Genomic DNA, 20,320 nt, shown 5'->3' with positions numbered 1-20,320 from the left:
TAACCTATAATTAAAAAGGTTCGATAGGTACATATATATCAACTATATGTTTATTTTCCGGGTGCTGCTTTGGGTCATTTTTATACATTTCAAAAGGATACGAATCTCTCGGTTTATATCTGCTATTTGGAAGCCACTCACCGTATAAGAAATCCCATGCTCCTTTATATTCATCTTGGAATATTTCAAAATGACCTACCGCATACTTTCCAGAAGGTATTACCATTATTCCAATGTCGCTCGTTTCTACTGCGGACTCATTCGGAATTGTTATACATAAACTTGTTCTTAAATGATAGTCCTCAGTAAATTCATGATGATCATGGTAAATGGTTAATACTTTCGTATCCTCAAATACATGATAGTTTTCCTCAGCTGCGTAATGAAATAGTTTCTCTATCATTTTTGGAAAAGCTATCGTTAACTCTTCATATGTACCGATATACCTTATGTATGCAACGTTTATATCTTCCGCTGATACAATTTCAACATTTCCTCGAACCTTCTTACATTCATTGTATTGAGAAGGGTCACTTACGTCTTTGCAATTCTTGCTATTGTTGTTTCGATATTGAGACGGACTTACTCCGTAATAATGTTTAAATGTTCGGGAGAAAACTGCTGAATCTGTGAATCCGAAGTGATACGCAATATCTGTAATTGTCATATCCAAACGGTATGTAAGTAAATTTGTTGCTCTTTCTAATTTTAATCGGTTTACATACCGTGATAATGGCTCGTCTACTATACCTTTAAAAATACGATGAAAATGAAACTTTGAAAATCCTGCTACATCTGCTAACTCTTCAATTGAAAGTGAATCATTTATGTGTGATTCTATATAATCTTGCACTTTATAAATGCGTCTTAAGTACTCATTTCTACATTGTTTACTCTCCATACTTGTATCTCCTCACAACAAAAAGGCTAACGTTAAGCTAGCCTACTTTTACACATTTTTCAAAAACAAAACTCTACTACCACCGTTCCCATCATAATTTTTATGTACCGATACACCCTCTACCTCATCATCCCCAGCCTCAATTCGAAAACCGATTTCTTGATGAAACTGTATCGACTTTTTATTAATTGGTGACGTAATTGCTTTTACAACTTTACGGTTATTTGCACGAGCAATATCAAAGAAATAAGAATACAATGTCGATGCGATTCCTCTTCTTCTATACTTCGGATTTACACCGGTAAAATGAACATACGCTTCATCTTTATATGTTTGTGAAAAGAATCCGCATAAGAAACCTAACGTTTCGCCATCTTCTTCAATGATAAAACTCGTTTCTTGAAAATGAACGAAGAACAGTTTTGGCAACATAGCAGCCATATCTCTCCCGCCCCACCAATCATTTAAAACAGAATGAATCTTTACATAATCTTCCCCTTGGATGTTTCTTACTTGCATATGTTTCTCCCTCTCACTCACTTCATTTTTTCATAAATTTTAATGACCGTTTCTACTAAAAGGATGAATACCCATATTCCACAAAATACAAGAACAGACTAAAATATCGATCCAATTATCATAACACCAACTGCACCTGTTATTGAAAAGGATATTCCACCAAGCCCTGGATCCTGTATAAATGCTCCAGCAGAAAAAGCGGTTATAATAGATACTATTAAATAAATAACACTCATTATTTTTAATATTTTTATAGAAAGATACGAAGTTTGTTCTTTCTCCACTTGTGATAATTCGATTTCCCCGTTCGCAATTCCTTTTTGCAAACAGTCCTCACATAAAAATTCTTCCTTAATTTTTTTACCACCGTGCAGCGTACCTGTTATCTCTTTACACCTTGAACATTTTCGATTTATCATGTTGTTACAACTCCAATCTATTAAGATTATACTTATATCACTCTATATTTACCTTAATATCCCTTTTATGTATTTTATAGAGAAAGGTCGTGTTTTATGATTTCAAAACTCACGTTTGGCTCGAAAAAGCGTACCGTTCATTATGTATTAAGACCTAGTTTTTATGCGATTATTTTCCATCCATCTTCTTTACTGATTGCTGTTATCCAAAAAGGAGACCGTTATTTTTTACCAGGTGGCGGTATGGAAGGTAATGAAACAAAAGAAGAATGTTTGCATCGTGAAGTACTAGAGGAATTAGGATGGGCAATTGAAATTGATCAATATATCGGTAATGCGGATCGATATTTTTATGCAGAAAAGGAAGATATATATTATTTAAATGACGGGTTCTTTTATATTGCGAACATGGTGCAGAAACAAACTGAAAACTGTGAGGATGATCATGTTCTAAGGTGGATGTCTCCTTTACTTGCTGTAGAACTTCTCCTTCACGATCATCAAAAATGGGCCGTTGAACAAACCCTTTTATTACGAAAACAAAAAGGATCTCCTTCTATATGAAAGAGATCCTTTTTACTGTTAACTTACTTTTTTCAAATTGAGAGCTGGCTTTTTCATTCCGCCTTTTTTTACAACATATAAGCCGATAAAAATAATAAGTCCGCCAACGAGCTGCATCATATTAATTTGCTCTCCTATTGTAACTGCCGCAAAGATTACTGCGAACAATGGTACGAGATACATATAAACCATTACTTTCGTTGAGCCTATTTGACTAATACCGACATACCACATTGCTAGTCCGAAGATGGTCGCAAAGATGATTGAATATGCAAGTGATCCCCAGCTTGGCGTATCTACTGGCCACGTTAAAGAATTTGCGTTGAATAAACAGTATATAACAAGTGGTACAATTCCAATTAAAGTAGACCATGATGTGACTCTCATTGCGGAGTATTTTGTAATAAGAGGTTGCGCTAATATTGGATACCATCCCCACGCAATTGCTGCGACTAATCCAATTACATTTCCGAGCCACGCATACTCATAAGTAGCTCCTCCTGTATGTCCTGTTAATAAAACGAATGCTGCACCAATAAACGCTACTATTGAACCAATTTGTACTTTCATTGAAAAGCGTTCTTGTTTGTGCAATACTGCTAATATCCCTGTAAAAATAGGTGACATCGCAATTAATAATGAGGCGTTCGTTGCTGAAGTATATTTCACAGATAGCATAAACATCGTTTGATACATTGCCGTACCAACGATACCGACTGCTACTAGTCGTAACCAATCTTTTCTTTCAATACGTAATGAGCGTTCCATTAAAAATGTAATAAGTAATAATACCGGAGATGCTACTAAAAATCGTAAACTATTAAATTGAATGGATGACATATATGCCACGCCATACTTTCCAATTGTATAATTCGCTCCCCATACTAATGCTACTGATACTAGGAGCCACTCCATTTGCCATCGTTTCATCCGAATCTCCCCTTCCATATTTAGCATAGTAAAATTGGCTGGATATAGCACCGTCCAATTGGCTGTTTTTTTCCCCAGCCAATTTGTTATACTTAATGTATATAAGAGATGCGGAGGCGTTTGTATGGAATGGAAGCTAGATAACGACAGTAAAATCCCAATTTATCAGCAAGTAGTTGACTTTATTGAGAAACGTATTACATACGGAGAACTTCCTCCTGGAAGCTTCCTCCCTTCCGAACGGAAATTAGCTACGCAGTTAAATGTAAACCGAAGTACGGTAACGACCGCTTATAATGAACTACGTGCTATGGGGATTGTGGAAAGTACGACTGGTAAAGGGACACGTGTAAGTACACATATGTGGGGCGTTTCTCCAACATTAACTCCAAATTGGAGAAATTTCGTAGAAGGTGGTACTTTTTTACCAAACTTACCGTTACTTCGCCATATTCGGGCAGAAGTACAACAAAATGAAAATATCATTGATTTCGCAAACGGCGAGCTCGGTTGTAACCTTTATCCTCACGATCAACTACAGACAATTTTACGAGAACAACCGTTAACGCATTCATTAAGTTATGATCATCCGCAAGGCTATCTCCCGCTAAGACAAGCGGTCGTAAAATATATGAAAGAATATTTAAAAGTTGAAGCGACTGAACAATCCATAATGATTACATCTGGCGCACAGCAAGCACTTCACCTTATCGTTCAATGTTTATTAAATCCCGGTGATGCAGTTGCTTTCGAAAGCCCTTCACACTGTTATTCCTTACCGTTATTCCAATCAGCTGGTATTCGTATTTTCCCATTACCTGTCGATGAACACGGTATTAATCCAGATGATGTGCAAGAGTTATATAGAAAACACCGTATTAAAATGATCTTTTTAAATCCAAACTTCCAAAATCCTACGGGCACAATGCTTCATCCAAACCGTAGAAAAAAACTGTTATCACTTTGCGCAGACTTACGAATTGCGATTGTTGAAGATGATCCTTCTAGTTTACTTACGCTAGAAAAGAAACAACCTTGCCCTACTTTAAAATCAATTGATGAAAATGGGACAGTCATTTATGTACATTCCTTATCTAAAATGATTGCACCAGGCTTACGAGTCGGCTGGCTTGTCGCCCCGCAGTCTGTAGTAGAAAGGTTATCTGACGCAAGACACCAAATGGAATTAGGTATGAGCATTTTCCCGCAGTGGCTTATGCAACAATTTTTCGAAACTGTACCATTTCAGTCTCATATCGTACCGTTACGAAAACAACTAGCAGAAAAAAGAGATTTTATCGTTCGCGCCCTAAACGAGCAACTTCACGATAAAATCTCTTTTTCAAACCCGACCGGCGGTATATACATATGGGGAAAATTAAAAGAACCGATAAACGAAAAACAACTTATTATGCAAAGTTTAAAACAAGAAATTGCATTTATGCCTGGGAGTATTTTCGGCGCGAAAGATGGTTATATTCGTTTATCTTATGGAAAAGTGGATATTGATCAAATTGAGGAAGGTATCTCTCGTTTGCGTGAGGCTATTTTGGTTTGTGAAAAATAACATGAAATAAAGCTATCTCGTTTGACAAAACCTAAATCTACCATTATTATCAACTCGAACCTAGTCATAGGAGTGATAAAATGAAAATTTACGTTGATGCAGATGCTTGTCCTGTAAAAGATGTAATTATTTTTGAAGCTACGAATGCAGAAATCCCTGTAACCCTCGTTACTAGTTTTTCTCATTATTCTAATGCTCAGCAGCCAAAAGGAGTGGAAACAATTTATGTTGATTCTGGAGCAGATGCTGCGGATTACCGAATTATGCAGTTAGCAAAAAAAGAAGATTTAATCGTAACCCAAGATTACGGTCTTGCTTCACTCGCTTTAGCAAAAGGCTGTATCGTACTACATCATAAAGGCTATAAGTATACAAATGACAACATTGAACAATTGTTACAAACACGGTATTTAAGTGCAATGGTTCGAAAAAGCGGTAAGCGTACAAAGGGACCAAAACCATTTACAGCAGAAGATAAAGAGAAATTTAGAGCGCTCTTTAAAAGTATGATTGCACTTTAAAAATGAACCGTCTATTTGCAAGGAAAACTTCGCAAAACAAAGAAGAGAATATCCAAATGAACATTCTCTTCTTGAGGTTTACCCGTTTAAAATGAAGGTAAATTATCTAAGTTATTTTCTTTTATTCCATCCGGTTCACTACGTATAATATCTCTACCATACTTATGAAATACGTCTACATGATTTAACTTACCAGATTTCGCCTCACTAAGAGCAGTCATATAATCTAACTCTCTCCCGCTACTTGTTTTAAACGCTATTAAATCCCCATCATCATTTTTACGAACGGCAACAATTTGTTCTGCACCTGTATTAACTTCATCGTCAACTTCAAATTGAGCTTGTTCTTCTCCTTGATGCAAGTAATCATTATAAACTTTTTCAAAGTCTTTTTTGTCCATAACATTCACCTCCAACACATTTTTTAGTATGGTTGGGAGGTGTTGGTTTTATGTACCTTTTTATTAACTTAACAAGACTTTACTACTCCAAATATATAATGTAAATCATAATTTTATCCTAATATAAATTTATTTTATAAACCCTCTACTTATTAATTTAAGGTAAATTTAAGTGTTAATATTTTCCTAACAAACTTATAATTTAATATATCGAAACAAAATTTGAAATGGGGAATGGTTAAGATGAATATAGATTTTAATCGTTTAACTAATATTTGTTTAGAGTTTCAACAATCTAGATTTTATGTTACTAGAATTCCTAAAGATTTCTTATCAATTGCCCAAAAACGTTTTTCTATACCAACGGAAGATCAAATTATCGCTTTTTTAAGTTGTAATTTATTTGGATCAGGCAAGTATGGTGTTTACTTTACGAGTTCGGGTTTATACTGGAAAAATTGGTTATTAGGTAAAGGAAATTTGAAATGGGAACAATTAAATAAAGTGCAACAAATTGAAATTGATAAAGATGGTTTCTTATCTTTTGATGCACAAAAATGCTTCAATATTAACGGGAGTGATTATCCCCCACTGTTATTTAAAGAATTACTTATAGCTCTTACGAATTCATTCCAAAATTCAAAACAACAGGATATACATCCAATTATAAAAATGGATGAGATAAAATCTATTTGCTCTTTATTTGAAACGCACAATGAATTATTAGAACCTGATAATGGATTATTTGTAGACACTCATATTTCAGAAAAAAAGTTAAAAGCAATTGAGGCACGGTTTATCATTCCAATAGAAGAACAGATCATCGCTTTTTTAGATACATCTGTTCTTGGGAATATGGGGAAAGGATCGGATGGGGTATTAATTTGTCAATCAGGTATATATTTTAGAGAAACTTTTGTACACTTATATTTCCCCTGGCATGTTTTTAAAAATATCCCTATTACTTTAACTTCGGATGAATTTGAAATTGGGAAAGGAAATATATTTCATCTTCTACATGCTAGAATGCCTAGTCAAGATATTCTATTATTCATCAAGAATTTAAAACAGTACGTGAATAGTTTATATGAAGAACATCTACAATTACATATTTAATACACTCGTGTATAGTTAAGTCTAAAATTTCAATTCAACTAAAAAACCGATCATTTTTGTAGAGGGCCTACAAGTATAATCGGTTTTTTACTCTTATTCTTTTCTTATATTCCCATTTTTAATACCTACGCAAACCCTTCAAAGTCTCCAATATATCATCTGTAAAGGCTGTACTACCTTCTGCCTCTAAAACTCTAAAATAAAAACTTCTTAAGAAAGTTCTAATATTTTGTACTAAAATAGCATGCTGCGGATGTCGGATATCTTCAACAGTTGCTATACTATGTAGCCAATTGCTCCACTCTTCTCCAGTTAAAATATTTTGGTTACGTAACGACATAATTGGCGCTACTAATCTCTCATCTTCAAAGTGCACATATACGTAATCACTTAATCGAACCTTCTGGCGAACAGCAGCTAGTATTGCATATGAAAACTCACGATTTTGTATAGTACGTGCTAACGCATCTAGTGCATCAGCCGCATGCGCCGTAGAGTGTGCCCAGCCTTTTCCTTCTACGTATCCTCTTACATCTTCTTCTAAATATACATATTCTAGTACTTGTTCTGCCACACTGTATAGTTGTTCTTCAGATAACAGTGGTTCTCTTTCATGAACAGATAAAATAAGTGGCGGAATTAATACGGAGAATGCACGTTTAAATACAGAGTCTGTGCCCTTTTCACCAATTTTATAAAATAAATAATCAGGACTAATTGCTTGTAACATTAATCCTCGCAACTCTTTTTGTCTAAACACATCATTTGTAATCCATGTGTGAAGCGTACTATAAATTAAATCATCACGTAATTCAGCATCAGGTGAACCGATATAATCTAACATCCACTGCGCATATGGATATGCATCTACGTCTTCTGGTACAGCATAATTATTATTTTTAATTTGTAGTAGTTCTTCTTTTAATTCTAGTACTTCATTCATTATATTTTCTGTCCCCTTTTTACTTTATTAACATATTTTCGCCTTATCCCCTGTAATTGCCTATCCTTATATGAACTTGATTCAATTATATATAATTTATCCTAATAAATAAAAGGAAATACTTTAGAACATCGCAGTCTCTCACCTTATTTACATGCATTTCATGTAAGTTTAATTTATAAAATAAAGGATGTTTTTTCTTTTGTATTCAAACGTAGTTACAATCAAAGGTTGCATCATTTTAGAACTTGCTTAATAAATTCTGTTTTAGCTTTTGTGTAGGCTTCTCTATCTTGGTTAAATCTTTTAGCTAAATCTTGTTTAAGATTTGAATACTCATAAACTAATTGTGGATTTTCTCGTAAGCGGTTACGAAATAAAAGTTGATGCTCCCATTGCTCAGTTCCTTTAACCATTAAATGAAGGTGAGCTACACGCCTATTATTCTTAACTTTCACAAAGAACCTTCTCCAAGGTCTTTCATCCAATTCTGGGCTTACATAATGCCAATTATATACGGCCAATTCCGCTAAAATATCTAGTACTCTATTAAATGAGTCTATTTCAGCCATTAGATCAATGATAGGTTTTGCAGGTAAACCAGGTATGGATGTACTTCCTATATGTATTACTTTGCTTATACCGAGAGGAGCAAGCAGTTCATAAAGTTGCTGTTCTTCACATCGGCCTTTATCTTGCCAATCAGGATTTGCATTAACTATCTCTACTGACTCATTCGCCCACACAGGCCAATCGTTCGGACTATCTTTTTTATCCATCCAAAACATCTCCTTTCACGATTTTTTGCTATGTAAACGATTTTAAATTCCTTTAAATACAACTACGGAATCATGAAAATCACTATTCTGAAATACAACATCCGCACAACTTTTCGGATTATGCTCATCTATATACATCTTACAGGCAGCATGATATCTGTTCAAAAACATTTTTTCAGCTTCTTCATAACTTCCGAAAGCTTCTGTTTCCCGCTTTGCACCACGTTTTCTCGCAATCTCAAAATCTGTATCTAAGAAAATTTTATAGTCAAATAAATGCTCTACGTCTTTTTTCAATAGAAACGTCCCATCTACTATTAGTACCATATTAGGTTGAGCCATTAACGGCTCATTATGTACAGGAATATCCGTTTTTAAATTATGAGAAATCGTTTCATATTGTAAATTCCCGTTAGGTCCTAAAGGTCTTAATAACCTTTCTTTGAAAGCTGTATAATCGTGTGCATCTTCATAATACCCTCTTGCAGATTCTTTTCCTTTTGCATAGCGAATCACTCTAGGATTATGAAAATCGTCAATGCTGGCGCGTGTTACTGGTAATCCGCGTTTTTTTATTTCTTCAGCTAGTTCGTTTGCAAGTGTTGTTTTTCCTGACGCTGTAATACCACTTACTCCAACTCTAGTTGGATGCGTTAAATTTAACATTAAAATATGATTAACAATTTCTTTTATACGTTGTTTTCGGTTCATGATATTTTCCCCTCCATTTAGTTTACATAACAAAATTACAATTAATTTTTTATGTCACTATTTGTCGGTAAATCGATATCCTTTGTCGAATCGTTGATATATTGAAAAAATCGTTGATATATTATGATTGACTTACTTTCCCTTAAACCCTCGATATAAAGCAGTCCGTAATTCTTGTTTGTATTCTTCAATTTCTGGCATATCGAGTTCTTCTGCTAGTCTGATAGCTAATTCAATATCATACGGTACACGTACGAGTTGAATAGAAAAGCTTGCGGCTTCTTTTTCATTGTAAGTTCCTTCGAATATTAAATAAGAAGCTTGTGTAATTTCAAGAGGATTACCTACGCTACCAGCATTACATAACGTTTTCCCTCTGAAATTTTGAACGAATGCTTGGTGAACGTCACCGTAGCAAACGACATCGGGTTTTCTTTCCCCTTCTATATTCTCTGTGAGCTCACTGTTTTCAAACATACTAATACGCTCTTCTCTTGCAGCGTGTGGTTGAATTCTTTCATATAAACTTCTAGGTGAAGCGTGGAACATACGAATGAGTTTGCCGCTCATATAAAATTCGATTGAAAATGGTAAGCTTCTTAAATAGTCATTTTGTTCTTCCGATAATTGTTTTTGATGCCATTTTAACGCTTCAAATTCAGTCGGTTTTGTAATAAAATCATCCCAGTTACCCATTACAACTCCATCACATTCTTTACGAATGATTTCAATTACTTCGCTAGAATGAGGACCTTTTCCGACTAAATCTCCAAGACAAATAATGCGCTCAATCCCTCTTACTTTAATATCTTGTAGCACAGATTCTAATGCTGGAATATTACCATGTATATCAGAAATTACCGCTATTTTATCCATATGAATCCCTCCATTACTTATAGTTTATTATATCCTTATGTTGTGATTGATACCATTTTGGAATATAGGATGAAAAATTGTTATGATCTTCTAAAATTACGTTCAATCTTTCCTTCATATCATCTACTAAATGTGGCGTGCTTCGGTTTGTCCATACGATATCAGCTGGGAATGTCATTGCTGCATATAATGAATACAGTTGCCAAAAATGAAGTGACGGTTCTCCCACGCAATAACCGTGAACTTGTCCAACCGCAAATGGTTTACTTATTCTTGTAGTAAAAATCGCTACGTTATAAAAATCGTGTATTGGGTCGCCAAAATCATATCCTCCAAAATCGATAACGATAAATTCCTTATTATGAATCATACTATTTGCTGGATGGAAGTCATCGTGTAAAAAGGTAATAGGGCGATTTTTCAATAATTGTTTATGCTCCCCTACAAAACTTAATACTGGCTTCAAATCAAGGAAGTCTATTTCATAGTTTGCTAACGCTTCTACGTATCTTTCGTATTTATTCCATCGAACCGTTTCCCATTTATTACTTGCACTTTCTATTGAGTGGATTCTCTTTAATACTTCTCCTGCTTTTCTTCCTGCATAATACTGTTCTTCCACCGATAGCTTCTCTAAACCTTCTTCACCATTTACACCTTGGATCCATTCAAATACTTGAATACATTTATGTAATTCCTCAAGCTTTATGAAATGAATTAATTTAGGCGTTGGAATATGTAATGACTCTAATTGTTTCATATACGTATATTCTTCTTGTTTACGTTCAAAATGAACAACATCACATACTTTTACAAAATATGTTACTCTGTTTTCTAATTCTATTTTATATTTCTCTTCATGTGAAAAACCTTTTGAAATAGCTGTACACTTTACGATACGAGGCCATTCTAGTTTTCTCTCTATCTCTCTAAGCATTTCCTTCACAACGTTCACCTCTATCAATATATGTACAAACTATCTAACACTTCATGCTCTCGTTTATTTTCCCCTTTAAACTCCACCGCAAAAGGATATTCGCCATGATGATTCAAATGTTCTAGTACTAGCCCTTCTCCAATTGGTTCACAAAACTGCACATGAATGTCACCAAACGATACACTTTGACATTCCGCATTCCATTCTTCATTTTTCACGACCAGGCTTGCAGTTAGCTCCATAACTTCTTTCCATTTCCGTACTGTTTCTCGAACATTTTTCACTGCGTAATGAATCGTTTCAATTTGTTGTACTTTATTTTTATGTTCAGTGATTGTCCCTATATTACGTAAGTCGTTTCTTCTTTCTTCGTCTGTTTCATTCCACTGTATAAAGAAAGGTAATTTCGGTCCGTTTTTCTCTTGCTTTACAAATAACATTTTCCATTCTAAAAGGCGGCCATCTTTTCTCATTCGTTTCCCTTCAAATGGGCCTATCGTATGTAAACCGTGTTTACTAAACTTAACTGCTAGCTCTTCAATGCCATCTGTTCGAATTGCGATTTGTAACATTCCTTCTCCGTCTTGTAATTTTACTACTGTTTCTTGTACTAATGGATTTTCTGCTTTCTTCGCTTTATCTTCATGCTGAACTGCTAAAAATTCTATATATGATAAATCAAAATAACATAAACTATTCCAAGTACCCCAAGTAGTATGCTCTCCGCCTAGTGCAGTATGAAATCCACGCTCCTGTATTTGTTTTGCCGCTTCCTCCGGTGTACCATATACTGCGTGTACGAGATGATCAAATCGTAACATGTCTTTCTCCCCTTTCTCTCCATCCTTTTATTGTATATTTTATTTTTCTTTCATTCAATTCAAAAAACTTTAAAACCCAGTTGATTTATACGATTAATATGTATTATAATGAAACAAATTTAATTATTGCTGATTGGAAAAACCAAAGGCACTTTTCTCATACGGGAAAAGTGCCTTTTTCATTTATTATTACAGGGGGATTATTTATGCAGAAATTAATTGTCTTTGCTATTATTGGATTTTTCGCTCAATTGATTGATGGGGCACTTGGAATGGCGTACGGGGTAACATCTACCTCACTATTATTAATGTTTGGTATCGCACCAGCTGTAGCTTCCGCATCTGTTCATTTAGCTGAAGTCGTTACAACCGCCGCTTCTGGTGCATCTCACATCAAATTTGGAAACGTTGATAAATATACCGTTTCCAGGCTTACATTACCAGGAGCAATTGGCGCATTTATTGGGGCATGTTTTTTAAGCAATTTACCTGGCGATGTAATTAAACCGTACATTTCCGTATTTTTATTTACTTTAGGGGTTTATATTTTATTACGATTCATCATTCAAAAACAAATTGTTACTTCAAATAAACGTATGTCTGCAAAACAGCTTGTTCCGCTTGGCTTATTCGCTGGATTCGTTGATTCAACTGGTGGTGGTGGCTGGGGTCCGATTACGACACCTGTACTTTTGGCAAGAGGAAATGAAGCTAGAAAAGTTATCGGATCTGTAGATACGAGCGAATTTCCTGTTTCACTCGCTGCAACAATTGGATTTTTCATTTCACTTGGATGGGAACAAGTAAGCTGGGTTTGGGTATTTTCTCTCATGCTCGGTGGTATCGTTGCGGCACCAATCGCTGCATGGCTAGTACGCATCGTTCCTTCTCATTTACTTGGCGTATTAGTTGGTGGCCTTATTATCTTTACAAACATTCGTACATTGCTTACTACATTTAAAGTTGATCCAACTATTATTTCACTTTCTTACGTGGCAGTTGGTCTTGTCGTTATTATTTCTATTTTCATTGCTGTTCGCAATCATTCCAAGCGTTCTAACGCATCGACAGCCGGATATCCGAATGATCAAAAACAAATGCTACCATAACGATAAAGATACCGCCCGATATACTTCGAGCGGTATTTTTTATATTTCTATTTTCCAATTAATCATCGTTTCTGTAGTGTCAATTCTCTTCATATGTAATTTCTCTAATACACGAATCGAACTATTATTTTCAGGGAGTGTCTCTGCAATAATCGTTTCTACCTCTCCTGTTTGAAAAGCCCAATTTAATAATTCTCTTACAGCTTCTGTCGCATACCCTTTATTCCAATATTTCTCAATAAATCCGTAACCAATTTCTACTGTATGTTCCTCATTTGGTTTCCCTTTAAATCCTATATCACCTAGAACGATGTCATCTTCTTTTCGAATGACATACCACGCTCCCCAAGGTAATACATCCTTATTTTGTTTTACATTTTCTACATGTCCTACAATATGCGGGCCACTGTTATATCCTTGCTCGTTAGCAACGTGCACCCTTTCTTCTGTACACGGCACTATATAGAGTCTTTCTGTTTCTAATTTCATATTGATTTCCCCTTTTCAATTAAACAACGCCTCAATTTTATCATAAATAAAAAGAATATTCATTCTATTCATCAGATTTATACTTATTCTTTGAAACGAATTTAAGGAATAATCCTCTTTTGATAGTTATGTCGAATTATATTTTCTGAATTTTCTTTTAATTTTAAAGGATTTTTCAATATTTTTTGCGAAACATTTGTATAACAATTTCTTTCTTTATTTTTTTTGTTACATAACAGTAGGTTCGGGTGGAGTTTTGCGAGCGTTTCCTATACAATAACCGATATTTTTTGACTTTTCCTATCAAAATATCTTGCAATATATTCAGAAAGTCATTACAATTGCCATATATTAAAAATCTTAGCGATATATCAAATCCTCATCAATCCGATGAGGTAGAGGTTGCGACTTTTATGAGTAAAACGGACGAGACACAGAGAATGTCACCAACTCCGTTTGAAAGGAAAGGTTGCCGAAGTTTATATTTCTTCTCTGGAATTATGAGCTGGGGCTGTCTCCGAAAGGAACAGAACTGTCACGTTTACAAAATTACCGTGTAAACGTGGGGTGCTATCTTAACGGAAGGGTATGATGGGGTGGTTATTTGTGAAACGTTCCGCCAAATTCCTTTGGCGGTTTTTTGTATTTTTCTCCCCCGTTCCTTCCTATCTTACAAGAAAAGGAGTGTTGAACATGAATAGCGCAACGAATCAAGCTACCTCTAAAACGCAAACTACACAAGGACAAGGTGAATTAAAACGCGGATTAAAATCTCGTCACCTTACGATGATTTCTCTCGGTGGTACAATCGGTACCGGACTATTTCTTGCCAGCGGTGGTGTCATCCATTCAGCTGGACCTGGTGGCGCATTAATTGCATACGCCGCAATTGGGATTATGGTTTACTTTTTAATGACAAGCTTAGCTGAACTCGCAGCTTACATGCCTGTTACTGGATCTTTTAGTACTTATGCAACAAAATTTGTTGATCCGTCCCTTGGCTTTGCACTTGGATGGAACTATTGGTATAACTGGGCCATTACAATTGCTGCTGAACTCGCTGCTGTAACATTAATTATGAAATTTTGGTTCCCAGATACCCCTTCCCTCATTTGGAGCGGATTATGTTTAGCTATTATTTTCCTTTTAAACTATTTATCTGTTAAAGGGTTTGGTGAATCTGAATATTGGTTCGCACTTATTAAAGTAGTTACTATTATTATCTTTTTAATTGTCGGCTTTATGATGATTTTCGGAATTATGGGCGGCGAATCTGTTGGCTTTAAAAACTTCACAGTTGCAGATGCACCATTTAACGGCGGCATTATGGCAATTATCGGTGTATTTATGGCGGCTGGGTTCTCCTTCCAAGGAACTGAATTATTAGGAGTAGCTGCTGGTGAAACTGCTGATCCAGAGCGTAACATTCCGAAAGCAATTCGTTCTATCTTTTGGCGTATTCTTTTATTCTATATCCTTGCGATTCTCGTTATCGGTTTATTAATTCCTTATACGACTGAAAGCCTTGCCGCAAGTGATGTTACAGTAAGTCCGTTTACACTTATTTTTGAAAAAGCGGGCGTTGCCTTTGCTGCTTCTGTTATGAACGCTGTTATTTTAACGGCAGTTCTATCTGCTGGTAACTCTGGTATGTATGCATCCACTCGTATGCTTTGGGATTTAGCTCGCCAAGGAAAAGCACCAAAGTTTCTTGGTAAATTAGATAGCCGCGGTGTACCTGTTAACGCATTAATCGTAACGTCAATTGTTGGTAGTATCGCTTTCATTGCTTCCTTATTCGGCGACGGTGTTGTATACATTTGGTTATTAAACGCATCTGGAATGTCTGGCTTTATCGCATGGGTCGGAATCGCAATTAGTCATTACCGTTTCCGTAAAGCATATATCGCTCAAGGTAAAGATTTAAAAGACTTACCATATAGAGCAAAATGGTTCCCGTTCGGTCCAATTTTCGCATTTGCACTTTGTGTCATCGTAATTTTAGGACAAAACTACGGCGCATTTATGGGCGAAGCAATCGATTGGAACGGCGTACTCGTTTCTTACATCGGTTTACCACTCTTCTTAGTACTATGGTTAGGATATAAATTTACGAAGAAAACAAAAGTGATTCCGCTTGATAAATGCGAACTGAAATAAAGGAAAACGAGCAAACAAATTTGTTTGCTCGTTTTTTATTCCAATGCTTCTCCCTTCCCTATTACTCCTGTTTTTGTCATAATAAAGGAAATATACATTAAAGGTTGGGATACCATGAACATTCGCATTACTGATGAAGCAAAAACAGCTATACATAGACTAGAACGTGAAGATAAAAAAATCATTCGCATTAGAGGAACAATGACAAACTCTTGTAGTATTTTCGTTGATGTCGATTTAATTTGGGATACATATGATGCAGATGACGTTGTATATGAAGATGCAGATTTTATCGTACAAATGGATTCATTTACGAAAGACTACACTGGTGATACAGTGAAACTTGATTATAAGACGACTGGTTTTAGCATTACGACTCCGAGTGAGACTTTAGTTTATGGATTGTCGATTAAAAAATAAAAATTGTTTTCAGCTGACAAATGAGGTGAAAAAATGGGTAAATATGTTCCGTTAAAATTTTTATTTAATGAAGAATTAGCAGAAAGTATGGCTGATTCTATTTGTAAACACGATCCTAATTTTCCGAAAAGAAACTTCGTATCTTCCGTAACATGTAAAGTTGAAAATTTAGAGTTAAAGCAACGTATAGAAGTAATAGCAGATGAATTACACGATGCATTACAAAAAGATTTTAATACAGCAATACATATTTTACTGAAAACATTGGGGCCAGAAAACACAACAGAAGTAGGCACATTTACAAACGGATATATGTACATGCCTATTGCAAAATACATTGAAAAATATGGGCTTAACCATTTTGAATCCTCATTTAACGCCATGTATGAAATAACAAAAAGGAATACTGCTGAATATGCCATTCGGCCTTTTCTCGAAACATACCATGAAGAGACACTACACATATTACAACAGTGGATTCATGACGAAAACAGCCACATTAGAAGATTAGTTTCCGAAGGTACAAGGCCCAGACTTCCTTGGGCTAAAAAAATAGGAGCTCTGAAAGGTGACTTTAAGAACAATTTACAGCTTCTTGAACCATTAATGAATGATCCTTCTAAATATGTCCAAAAATCAGTAGCCAATCATATTAACGATATTACGAAAGAAGATAAAGAACTCGTTTTTCAATGGTTGCAGCAGTTATGTGATAAACAGCATCCTGTTAACCCTTGGATTATAAAACATGGGTTACGAACGGTTATTAAAAATGGTAATTTGCCAAAAGATTTTTGTTTTTGAGTATTTTAAACAAAACCGCTTATGCTTCAAAAATGAAGTATAAGCGGTTTTCTCTTTCAAACATTACCCTTGTCTTAAAATATTTTGAAACATTTCCGGCTTATTTCGTTTAAACAACTATCTTCCCTAATAACTTCAAAGGATTTCCACTCAATTATCCCGAATATACAAATAACCACTCTAACAAGGAGCGAATTTATATGAATCTATTTGAACACGAAACGTAAATCCGTTTCACTTTTATAAGAGGTCCTCCTTTTTACTTTTCTCATCATATCATTCATTTACAAAATAGGAGGGTACAATTATGAAACGTGATCCATTATTTTTAACTTTATTAGACAGTGCAAATACAAATTTTAGCGGCTGGGATTTTTCTTTCATTTCAGAAACGGGTCGAATGAATAGTGAGCCTTTATCGTGGTCGTACTGTAGCACTGCTTTCCAGCTTATACAACACGCAAAATCAATGCTAGATATGGGCACTGGCGGTGGAGAGCTTTTATCTATGTTACAACCGTTCCCGCCAACTATTTATGCTACTGAGGGCTACGCCCCAAACGTGCCAATTGCCCGAAAGAAATTAGAGCCTTTAGGGGTTATTGTTGTAGAAGTAAAGGATGATGATGCCCTACCACTTCAAGATGCTCAATTTGATTTAATTGTGAACCAACATGAATCCTATGCTGCTTCTGAGGTAAACCGAATCCTTTCTCCTAATGGAATATTTCTTACCCAACAAGCTGGTGGTCTTGATTGCGCAGAACTTAATAAGCAGTTTGGCACACCACTAAATAGCGAATTTGCAAGTTGGTCACTCGAAACTGCATGTAATGAGCTAAAGGAAAATGGATTTACTATTTTAGAAGAAAAAGAAGAGTTCCCCTTTCAACGCTTTTATGATATTGGCGCTATCGTATATTATTTAAAAGCGATTCCGTGGCAAATTGCTGATTTTACTGTCGAAAGGTATTATGAGGAATTATATCGCATACATGAGATTATGTTGCAAAAAGGCTATTTTGATGTGAAGCAACATCGCTTTATCATTAAAGCGATTCGCAACTAATCATGGAGTATATGAAACTGAAAAAGAGATGGATCTACCATCTCTTTTTTTATTTCCACTCAATATTTGATATATTCAAAAACTTAGTTTCGCAGTAATAGCCTTTGCCGCCAACATAGACCTTTTCTATTTTATTGTTGCTGTTGATTGCTAATTTAACTAATATTTCGGAAGGCGAGTGTAAAGAATAACCTTGTTCAAATACATAGACTTCTTTTTGTAAGTAGCGCTGTTCATAAAGGTAGCAAGCTAATGCACCGTTTGAAGTTCCAGTCGCTGCTTCTTCATTGATGTCGTATAGCGGAGCAAAGTTTCTGCATATAATTCGATTGTCATTAAAAGTATATAGATGCATCCCGACAACATTATAATACTTGCTGATTTCTTTAATTTTTTCAAAATTAGGTTGCATTGTATGTAATTGTGTTTCGCTTTTTATAGGAATTAAAATATCTTTTAAGCCCGTGGAGACAATTTGAATTGGGTATGTATTGTCTATATCTTTAATGTCAAAGCAGTCGATAAACTCATTTGGAGATATAACATCATAGAATATCGGTTCGTTTTGTTCCATGAATATGATGTCATCTTTTATGGTAATAGTAAGAACACCGCTGTTCGTTTCAATCGTATAGCGATTCTTGAAAAGTTTATTTACATGCATCAGTATCGCGAAAGAGCCAATTGTGGCATGACCACATAAATCAACTTCCTCTTTTGGTGTAAAATACTCAAATTTATAATCAGCAATTTCGGACTCTGATATAAATGCGGTTTCCGCATAGCCCAGTTGTTTGGCTATTGCCATTTTTTGAGTAGTGGTCAATGTATTCTCCATAAATACCACTCCTGCTTTATTTCCACCTTTATGATCCTTGCTAAATGCACTTGCAACATAAACAGATATTTTCATAAGACACCTTCCTTCCTCACTTATAGTAAATTGTAGCATAGAACGTACTACGTATATATATTGTTGGGTAAATTCGTCATAAAGCTAGAGACAAACTATTTTTTAGCATCTGAACTCTCCAAAAATAGTTTGTGTACAGTCTGAAAGATGGATCTACCATCTCTTTTTCCCGTTTATTTAACAAAAGTTTGTGGTGCCTTCTAGATTGTTAAGTAAGTTCACGCCTTGCAATCGCATCAGCTAATGCGATAAATTGCTCATGTGTTATCTTTCCTGTTACCTTCGCTTTAATAATTTTTTCCATTTCTTTTGTAATAATCATACCCTCTATTGCTAGACTTACTTTAGCTTCTTCGATAGCTTCATTTAGTTCTTCCTCACTTTGAAATGCCATAATTTAAGTTCCTCCCTTCAAATCGCTTTATTTACTCTTTTAATACAAGAAAAGTAATATCATCCCACTTTTTCTCTAGTTGTAAAATAGTCTTTTCAATGCTGGCTCCTGTTATCAGATCATACCCTTCAATTTCAGCTACAAATTGCTTCGTTTTACTCTTCGTATTCATATCTTTGTATAAGATGTATAACTTATTACCCTGTACTTGCATATCAAAAATTCCTTTATCCTCTATAGCGATTTTTGTATTTTCATCACTTTTCAATGAATATGTGCGTATGATGTTCAAATTCTCATCTAACTCTTTCATTTTTTCATCATTATTTAAAACATAAACCTTATTATCAATCACCTGCACTAGAATAGGTATGAATTGCTTTTCGTCTAATCTCATTTCTTTTTCTACTACTCTAGTCTTCGTATTTACCATAATTAATTTAGGTGGTAACTTTTGATTCACATTATCACTTTACTTCTACACTTTCTTGCCTTTTGTCACTATCTTTCCAATATACAAGTTCACTTGTATATCCCTTCTTTTCGTCCATCAATCCAATATTCACATCATAATAAACATACCCTTGCTCTGCATGGATGAAATATGCCCCTGCGTTTACATCTTGTAATTCTTTAGGTCTATTTATCTCTTGTATCTTGCCTGTCTTATCAATAGCATAATGATTGTTATTTCTATTTGATGAGAAGTAGTACCCCCTTTCATCTTTTGCATTACTCATCATACTTTGTCCATCTATCTCTATTTTACTAATCTCATTTCCTTTCTTATCATATCCATATATATAACCACCATCTTTCATTGCATTTGAATAGGAAACAAGATAATCTGCTTTTTGAATGTCTTTCAGTTCTTTATCATTTTTTGAACAAGCTACAAAAAGGAACATCGTACATATGACGATTATGCCTAATGAAATATATTTCTGAAACATATCA

22 protein-coding genes, 2 pseudogenes and 1 riboswitch are annotated in these 20,320 nt (G+C 35.0%); of the genes and pseudogenes, 9 read left to right on the top strand and 15 right to left on the bottom strand.

Going from position 1 to position 20,320, the window contains the following annotated elements; all coding sequences use genetic code 11:
- Positions 1-10 precede the first annotated feature (10 nt).
- The 3 genes and pseudogenes from QCI46_RS12385 to QCI46_RS12375 form a co-directional block, all read right to left on the bottom strand.
- Complete coding sequence (locus QCI46_RS12385) at positions 11-901, bottom strand: AraC family transcriptional regulator (RefSeq protein WP_353840391.1); 891 nt, start codon at positions 899-901, stop codon at positions 11-13.
- Positions 902-949: 48 nt separating this feature from the next.
- Entirely contained in the window at positions 950-1,420 is a 471-nt protein-coding gene (locus tag QCI46_RS12380; RefSeq protein WP_353840390.1) for a GNAT family N-acetyltransferase, read from the bottom strand.
- A 17-nt stretch (positions 1,421-1,437) separates the two neighbouring features.
- Positions 1,438-1,839: pseudogene (locus tag QCI46_RS12375) on the bottom strand (DUF3980 domain-containing protein).
- Between the two features lie 96 nt (positions 1,840-1,935).
- Between QCI46_RS12375 and QCI46_RS12370 the strand changes: the two are divergent.
- Complete coding sequence (locus QCI46_RS12370) at positions 1,936-2,403, top strand: NUDIX hydrolase (RefSeq protein WP_353840389.1); 468 nt, start codon at positions 1,936-1,938, stop codon at positions 2,401-2,403.
- An 18-nt stretch (positions 2,404-2,421) separates the two neighbouring features.
- On the opposite strand, the gene QCI46_RS12365 is transcribed toward QCI46_RS12370, so the two are convergent.
- A complete protein-coding gene (locus QCI46_RS12365; protein WP_353840388.1) occupies positions 2,422-3,333 on the bottom strand; it encodes a DMT family transporter in 912 nt (303 codons plus the stop codon).
- A gap of 124 nt (positions 3,334-3,457) precedes the next feature.
- On the opposite strand from QCI46_RS12365, the gene pdxR reads away from it, so the two are divergent.
- Together pdxR and QCI46_RS12355 are read left to right on the top strand one after the other, a co-directional pair.
- Positions 3,458-4,900, top strand: a complete 1,443-nt coding sequence (pdxR, locus tag QCI46_RS12360; RefSeq protein WP_353840387.1) for a MocR-like pyridoxine biosynthesis transcription factor PdxR — start codon at positions 3,458-3,460, stop codon at positions 4,898-4,900.
- Positions 4,901-4,980: 80 nt separating this feature from the next.
- On the top strand, positions 4,981-5,421 hold the full coding sequence (locus tag QCI46_RS12355) for a YaiI/YqxD family protein (RefSeq protein WP_000708768.1): 441 nt from the start codon (positions 4,981-4,983) through the stop codon (positions 5,419-5,421).
- 86 nt (positions 5,422-5,507) lie between these two features.
- On the opposite strand, the gene QCI46_RS12350 is transcribed toward QCI46_RS12355, so the two are convergent.
- Positions 5,508-5,822: a DUF3892 domain-containing protein gene (locus QCI46_RS12350; protein ID WP_353840386.1), complete on the bottom strand. Its 315-nt coding sequence runs from the start codon at positions 5,820-5,822 to the stop codon at positions 5,508-5,510.
- 243 nt (positions 5,823-6,065) lie between these two features.
- Between QCI46_RS12350 and QCI46_RS12345 the strand changes: the two genes are divergently transcribed.
- Positions 6,066-6,938, top strand: a complete 873-nt coding sequence (locus QCI46_RS12345) for a hypothetical protein (protein ID WP_353840385.1) — start codon at positions 6,066-6,068, stop codon at positions 6,936-6,938.
- A gap of 118 nt (positions 6,939-7,056) precedes the next feature.
- On the opposite strand, the gene QCI46_RS12340 is transcribed toward QCI46_RS12345, so the two are convergent.
- The 6 genes from QCI46_RS12340 to QCI46_RS12315 all read right to left on the bottom strand — a co-directional run bounded on the left by QCI46_RS12340 (position 7,057) and on the right by QCI46_RS12315 (position 12,005).
- On the bottom strand, positions 7,057-7,881 hold the full coding sequence (locus QCI46_RS12340) for a DUF2785 domain-containing protein (protein ID WP_098132507.1): 825 nt from the start codon (positions 7,879-7,881) through the stop codon (positions 7,057-7,059).
- 236 nt (positions 7,882-8,117) lie between these two features.
- Complete coding sequence (locus tag QCI46_RS12335) at positions 8,118-8,660, bottom strand: GrpB family protein (protein WP_353840384.1); 543 nt, start codon at positions 8,658-8,660, stop codon at positions 8,118-8,120.
- 42 nt (positions 8,661-8,702) lie between these two features.
- Complete coding sequence (locus tag QCI46_RS12330; RefSeq protein WP_353840383.1) at positions 8,703-9,371, bottom strand: nucleoside/nucleotide kinase family protein; 669 nt, start codon at positions 9,369-9,371, stop codon at positions 8,703-8,705.
- Positions 9,372-9,503: 132 nt separating this feature from the next.
- Entirely contained in the window at positions 9,504-10,247 is a 744-nt protein-coding gene (locus QCI46_RS12325) for a metallophosphoesterase family protein (protein ID WP_166703165.1), read from the bottom strand.
- Positions 10,248-10,260: 13 nt separating this feature from the next.
- Positions 10,261-11,193: an aminoglycoside phosphotransferase family protein gene (locus QCI46_RS12320; RefSeq protein ID WP_353840382.1), complete on the bottom strand. Its 933-nt coding sequence runs from the start codon at positions 11,191-11,193 to the stop codon at positions 10,261-10,263.
- A 14-nt stretch (positions 11,194-11,207) separates the two neighbouring features.
- Positions 11,208-12,005, bottom strand: a complete 798-nt coding sequence (locus tag QCI46_RS12315) for a VOC family protein (protein WP_327960309.1) — start codon at positions 12,003-12,005, stop codon at positions 11,208-11,210.
- A 98-nt stretch (positions 12,006-12,103) separates the two neighbouring features.
- Here QCI46_RS12315 and QCI46_RS12310 point away from each other — a divergent pair, with 98 nt between their 5' ends.
- Positions 12,104-13,114 (top strand): sulfite exporter TauE/SafE family protein, encoded by a 1,011-nt coding sequence (locus QCI46_RS12310; protein ID WP_002096492.1) that lies wholly within the window; start codon positions 12,104-12,106, stop codon positions 13,112-13,114.
- Positions 13,115-13,153: 39 nt separating this feature from the next.
- On the opposite strand, the gene QCI46_RS12305 is transcribed toward QCI46_RS12310, so the two are convergent.
- Positions 13,154-13,603, bottom strand: coding sequence for a GNAT family N-acetyltransferase (locus QCI46_RS12305; protein ID WP_327960310.1), 450 nt, complete (start codon positions 13,601-13,603; stop codon positions 13,154-13,156).
- A 388-nt stretch (positions 13,604-13,991) separates the two neighbouring features.
- A riboswitch (Lysine riboswitch) is annotated at positions 13,992-14,184 on the top strand.
- 112 nt (positions 14,185-14,296) lie between these two features.
- Here QCI46_RS12305 and QCI46_RS12300 point away from each other — a divergent pair.
- From QCI46_RS12300 to QCI46_RS12285, 4 genes are all read left to right on the top strand, one after another.
- Positions 14,297-15,763 (top strand): amino acid permease, encoded by a 1,467-nt coding sequence (locus tag QCI46_RS12300; protein WP_001083377.1) that lies wholly within the window; start codon positions 14,297-14,299, stop codon positions 15,761-15,763.
- A gap of 114 nt (positions 15,764-15,877) precedes the next feature.
- Complete coding sequence (locus tag QCI46_RS12295) at positions 15,878-16,183, top strand: iron-sulfur cluster biosynthesis family protein (protein WP_098096419.1); 306 nt, start codon at positions 15,878-15,880, stop codon at positions 16,181-16,183.
- A 33-nt stretch (positions 16,184-16,216) separates the two neighbouring features.
- A complete protein-coding gene (locus tag QCI46_RS12290; protein ID WP_353840381.1) occupies positions 16,217-16,987 on the top strand; it encodes a DNA alkylation repair protein in 771 nt (256 codons plus the stop codon).
- A 307-nt stretch (positions 16,988-17,294) separates the two neighbouring features.
- Positions 17,295-18,056, top strand: coding sequence for a class I SAM-dependent methyltransferase (locus QCI46_RS12285; RefSeq protein WP_353840380.1), 762 nt, complete (start codon positions 17,295-17,297; stop codon positions 18,054-18,056).
- Positions 18,057-18,105: 49 nt separating this feature from the next.
- Here QCI46_RS12285 and QCI46_RS12280 read toward each other — a convergent pair whose 3' ends face one another.
- The 3 genes and pseudogenes from QCI46_RS12280 to QCI46_RS12270 form a co-directional block, all read right to left on the bottom strand.
- Complete coding sequence (locus QCI46_RS12280; RefSeq protein WP_353840379.1) at positions 18,106-18,969, bottom strand: PhzF family phenazine biosynthesis protein; 864 nt, start codon at positions 18,967-18,969, stop codon at positions 18,106-18,108.
- A gap of 208 nt (positions 18,970-19,177) precedes the next feature.
- A complete protein-coding gene (locus QCI46_RS12275; protein ID WP_353840378.1) occupies positions 19,178-19,363 on the bottom strand; it encodes a hypothetical protein in 186 nt (61 codons plus the stop codon).
- 31 nt (positions 19,364-19,394) lie between these two features.
- Positions 19,395-20,316, bottom strand: a pseudogene (locus QCI46_RS12270) (hypothetical protein).
- Positions 20,317-20,320: the final 4 nt, after the last annotated feature.

Source organism: Bacillus cereus group sp. RP32, from assembly GCF_040459735.1.
GTDB classification, from domain to species: Bacteria; Bacillota; Bacilli; order Bacillales; family Bacillaceae_G; genus Bacillus_A; species Bacillus_A wiedmannii.
The sequence above is the reverse complement of the archived record's forward strand: the minus strand, read 5'-3'. Positions and strand labels throughout refer to the sequence as shown.

Bases quoted from the DNA above. Each gene is read 5' to 3' on its own strand.
- QCI46_RS12315 (WP_327960309.1), bottom strand. From the start codon at position 12,005: ATGTTACGATTTGATCATCTCGTACACGCAGTATATGGTACACCGGAG.
- QCI46_RS12340 (WP_098132507.1), bottom strand. From the start codon at position 7,881: ATGAATGAAGTACTAGAATTAAAAGAAGAACTACTACAAATTAAAAAT.
- QCI46_RS12275 (WP_353840378.1), bottom strand. From the start codon at position 19,363: ATGGCATTTCAAAGTGAGGAAGAACTAAATGAAGCTATCGAAGAAGCT.
- QCI46_RS12295 (WP_098096419.1), top strand. From the start codon at position 15,878: ATGAACATTCGCATTACTGATGAAGCAAAAACAGCTATACATAGACTA.
- QCI46_RS12280 (WP_353840379.1), bottom strand. From the start codon at position 18,969: ATGAAAATATCTGTTTATGTTGCAAGTGCATTTAGCAAGGATCATAAA.
- QCI46_RS12380 (WP_353840390.1), bottom strand. From the start codon at position 1,420: ATGCAAGTAAGAAACATCCAAGGGGAAGATTATGTAAAGATTCATTCT.
- QCI46_RS12355 (WP_000708768.1), top strand. From the start codon at position 4,981: ATGAAAATTTACGTTGATGCAGATGCTTGTCCTGTAAAAGATGTAATT.
- QCI46_RS12370 (WP_353840389.1), top strand. From the start codon at position 1,936: ATGATTTCAAAACTCACGTTTGGCTCGAAAAAGCGTACCGTTCATTAT.
- QCI46_RS12300 (WP_001083377.1), top strand. From the start codon at position 14,297: ATGAATAGCGCAACGAATCAAGCTACCTCTAAAACGCAAACTACACAA.
- QCI46_RS12350 (WP_353840386.1), bottom strand. From the start codon at position 5,822: ATGGACAAAAAAGACTTTGAAAAAGTTTATAATGATTACTTGCATCAA.
- QCI46_RS12305 (WP_327960310.1), bottom strand. From the start codon at position 13,603: ATGAAATTAGAAACAGAAAGACTCTATATAGTGCCGTGTACAGAAGAA.
- QCI46_RS12345 (WP_353840385.1), top strand. From the start codon at position 6,066: ATGAATATAGATTTTAATCGTTTAACTAATATTTGTTTAGAGTTTCAA.
- QCI46_RS12290 (WP_353840381.1), top strand. From the start codon at position 16,217: ATGGGTAAATATGTTCCGTTAAAATTTTTATTTAATGAAGAATTAGCA.
- QCI46_RS12285 (WP_353840380.1), top strand. From the start codon at position 17,295: ATGAAACGTGATCCATTATTTTTAACTTTATTAGACAGTGCAAATACA.
- QCI46_RS12365 (WP_353840388.1), bottom strand. From the start codon at position 3,333: ATGAAACGATGGCAAATGGAGTGGCTCCTAGTATCAGTAGCATTAGTA.
- QCI46_RS12310 (WP_002096492.1), top strand. From the start codon at position 12,104: ATGTATTATAATGAAACAAATTTAATTATTGCTGATTGGAAAAACCAA.
- QCI46_RS12335 (WP_353840384.1), bottom strand. From the start codon at position 8,660: ATGGATAAAAAAGATAGTCCGAACGATTGGCCTGTGTGGGCGAATGAG.
- QCI46_RS12330 (WP_353840383.1), bottom strand. From the start codon at position 9,371: ATGAACCGAAAACAACGTATAAAAGAAATTGTTAATCATATTTTAATG.
- QCI46_RS12325 (WP_166703165.1), bottom strand. From the start codon at position 10,247: ATGGATAAAATAGCGGTAATTTCTGATATACATGGTAATATTCCAGCA.
- QCI46_RS12385 (WP_353840391.1), bottom strand. From the start codon at position 901: ATGGAGAGTAAACAATGTAGAAATGAGTACTTAAGACGCATTTATAAA.
- pdxR (WP_353840387.1), top strand. From the start codon at position 3,458: ATGGAATGGAAGCTAGATAACGACAGTAAAATCCCAATTTATCAGCAA.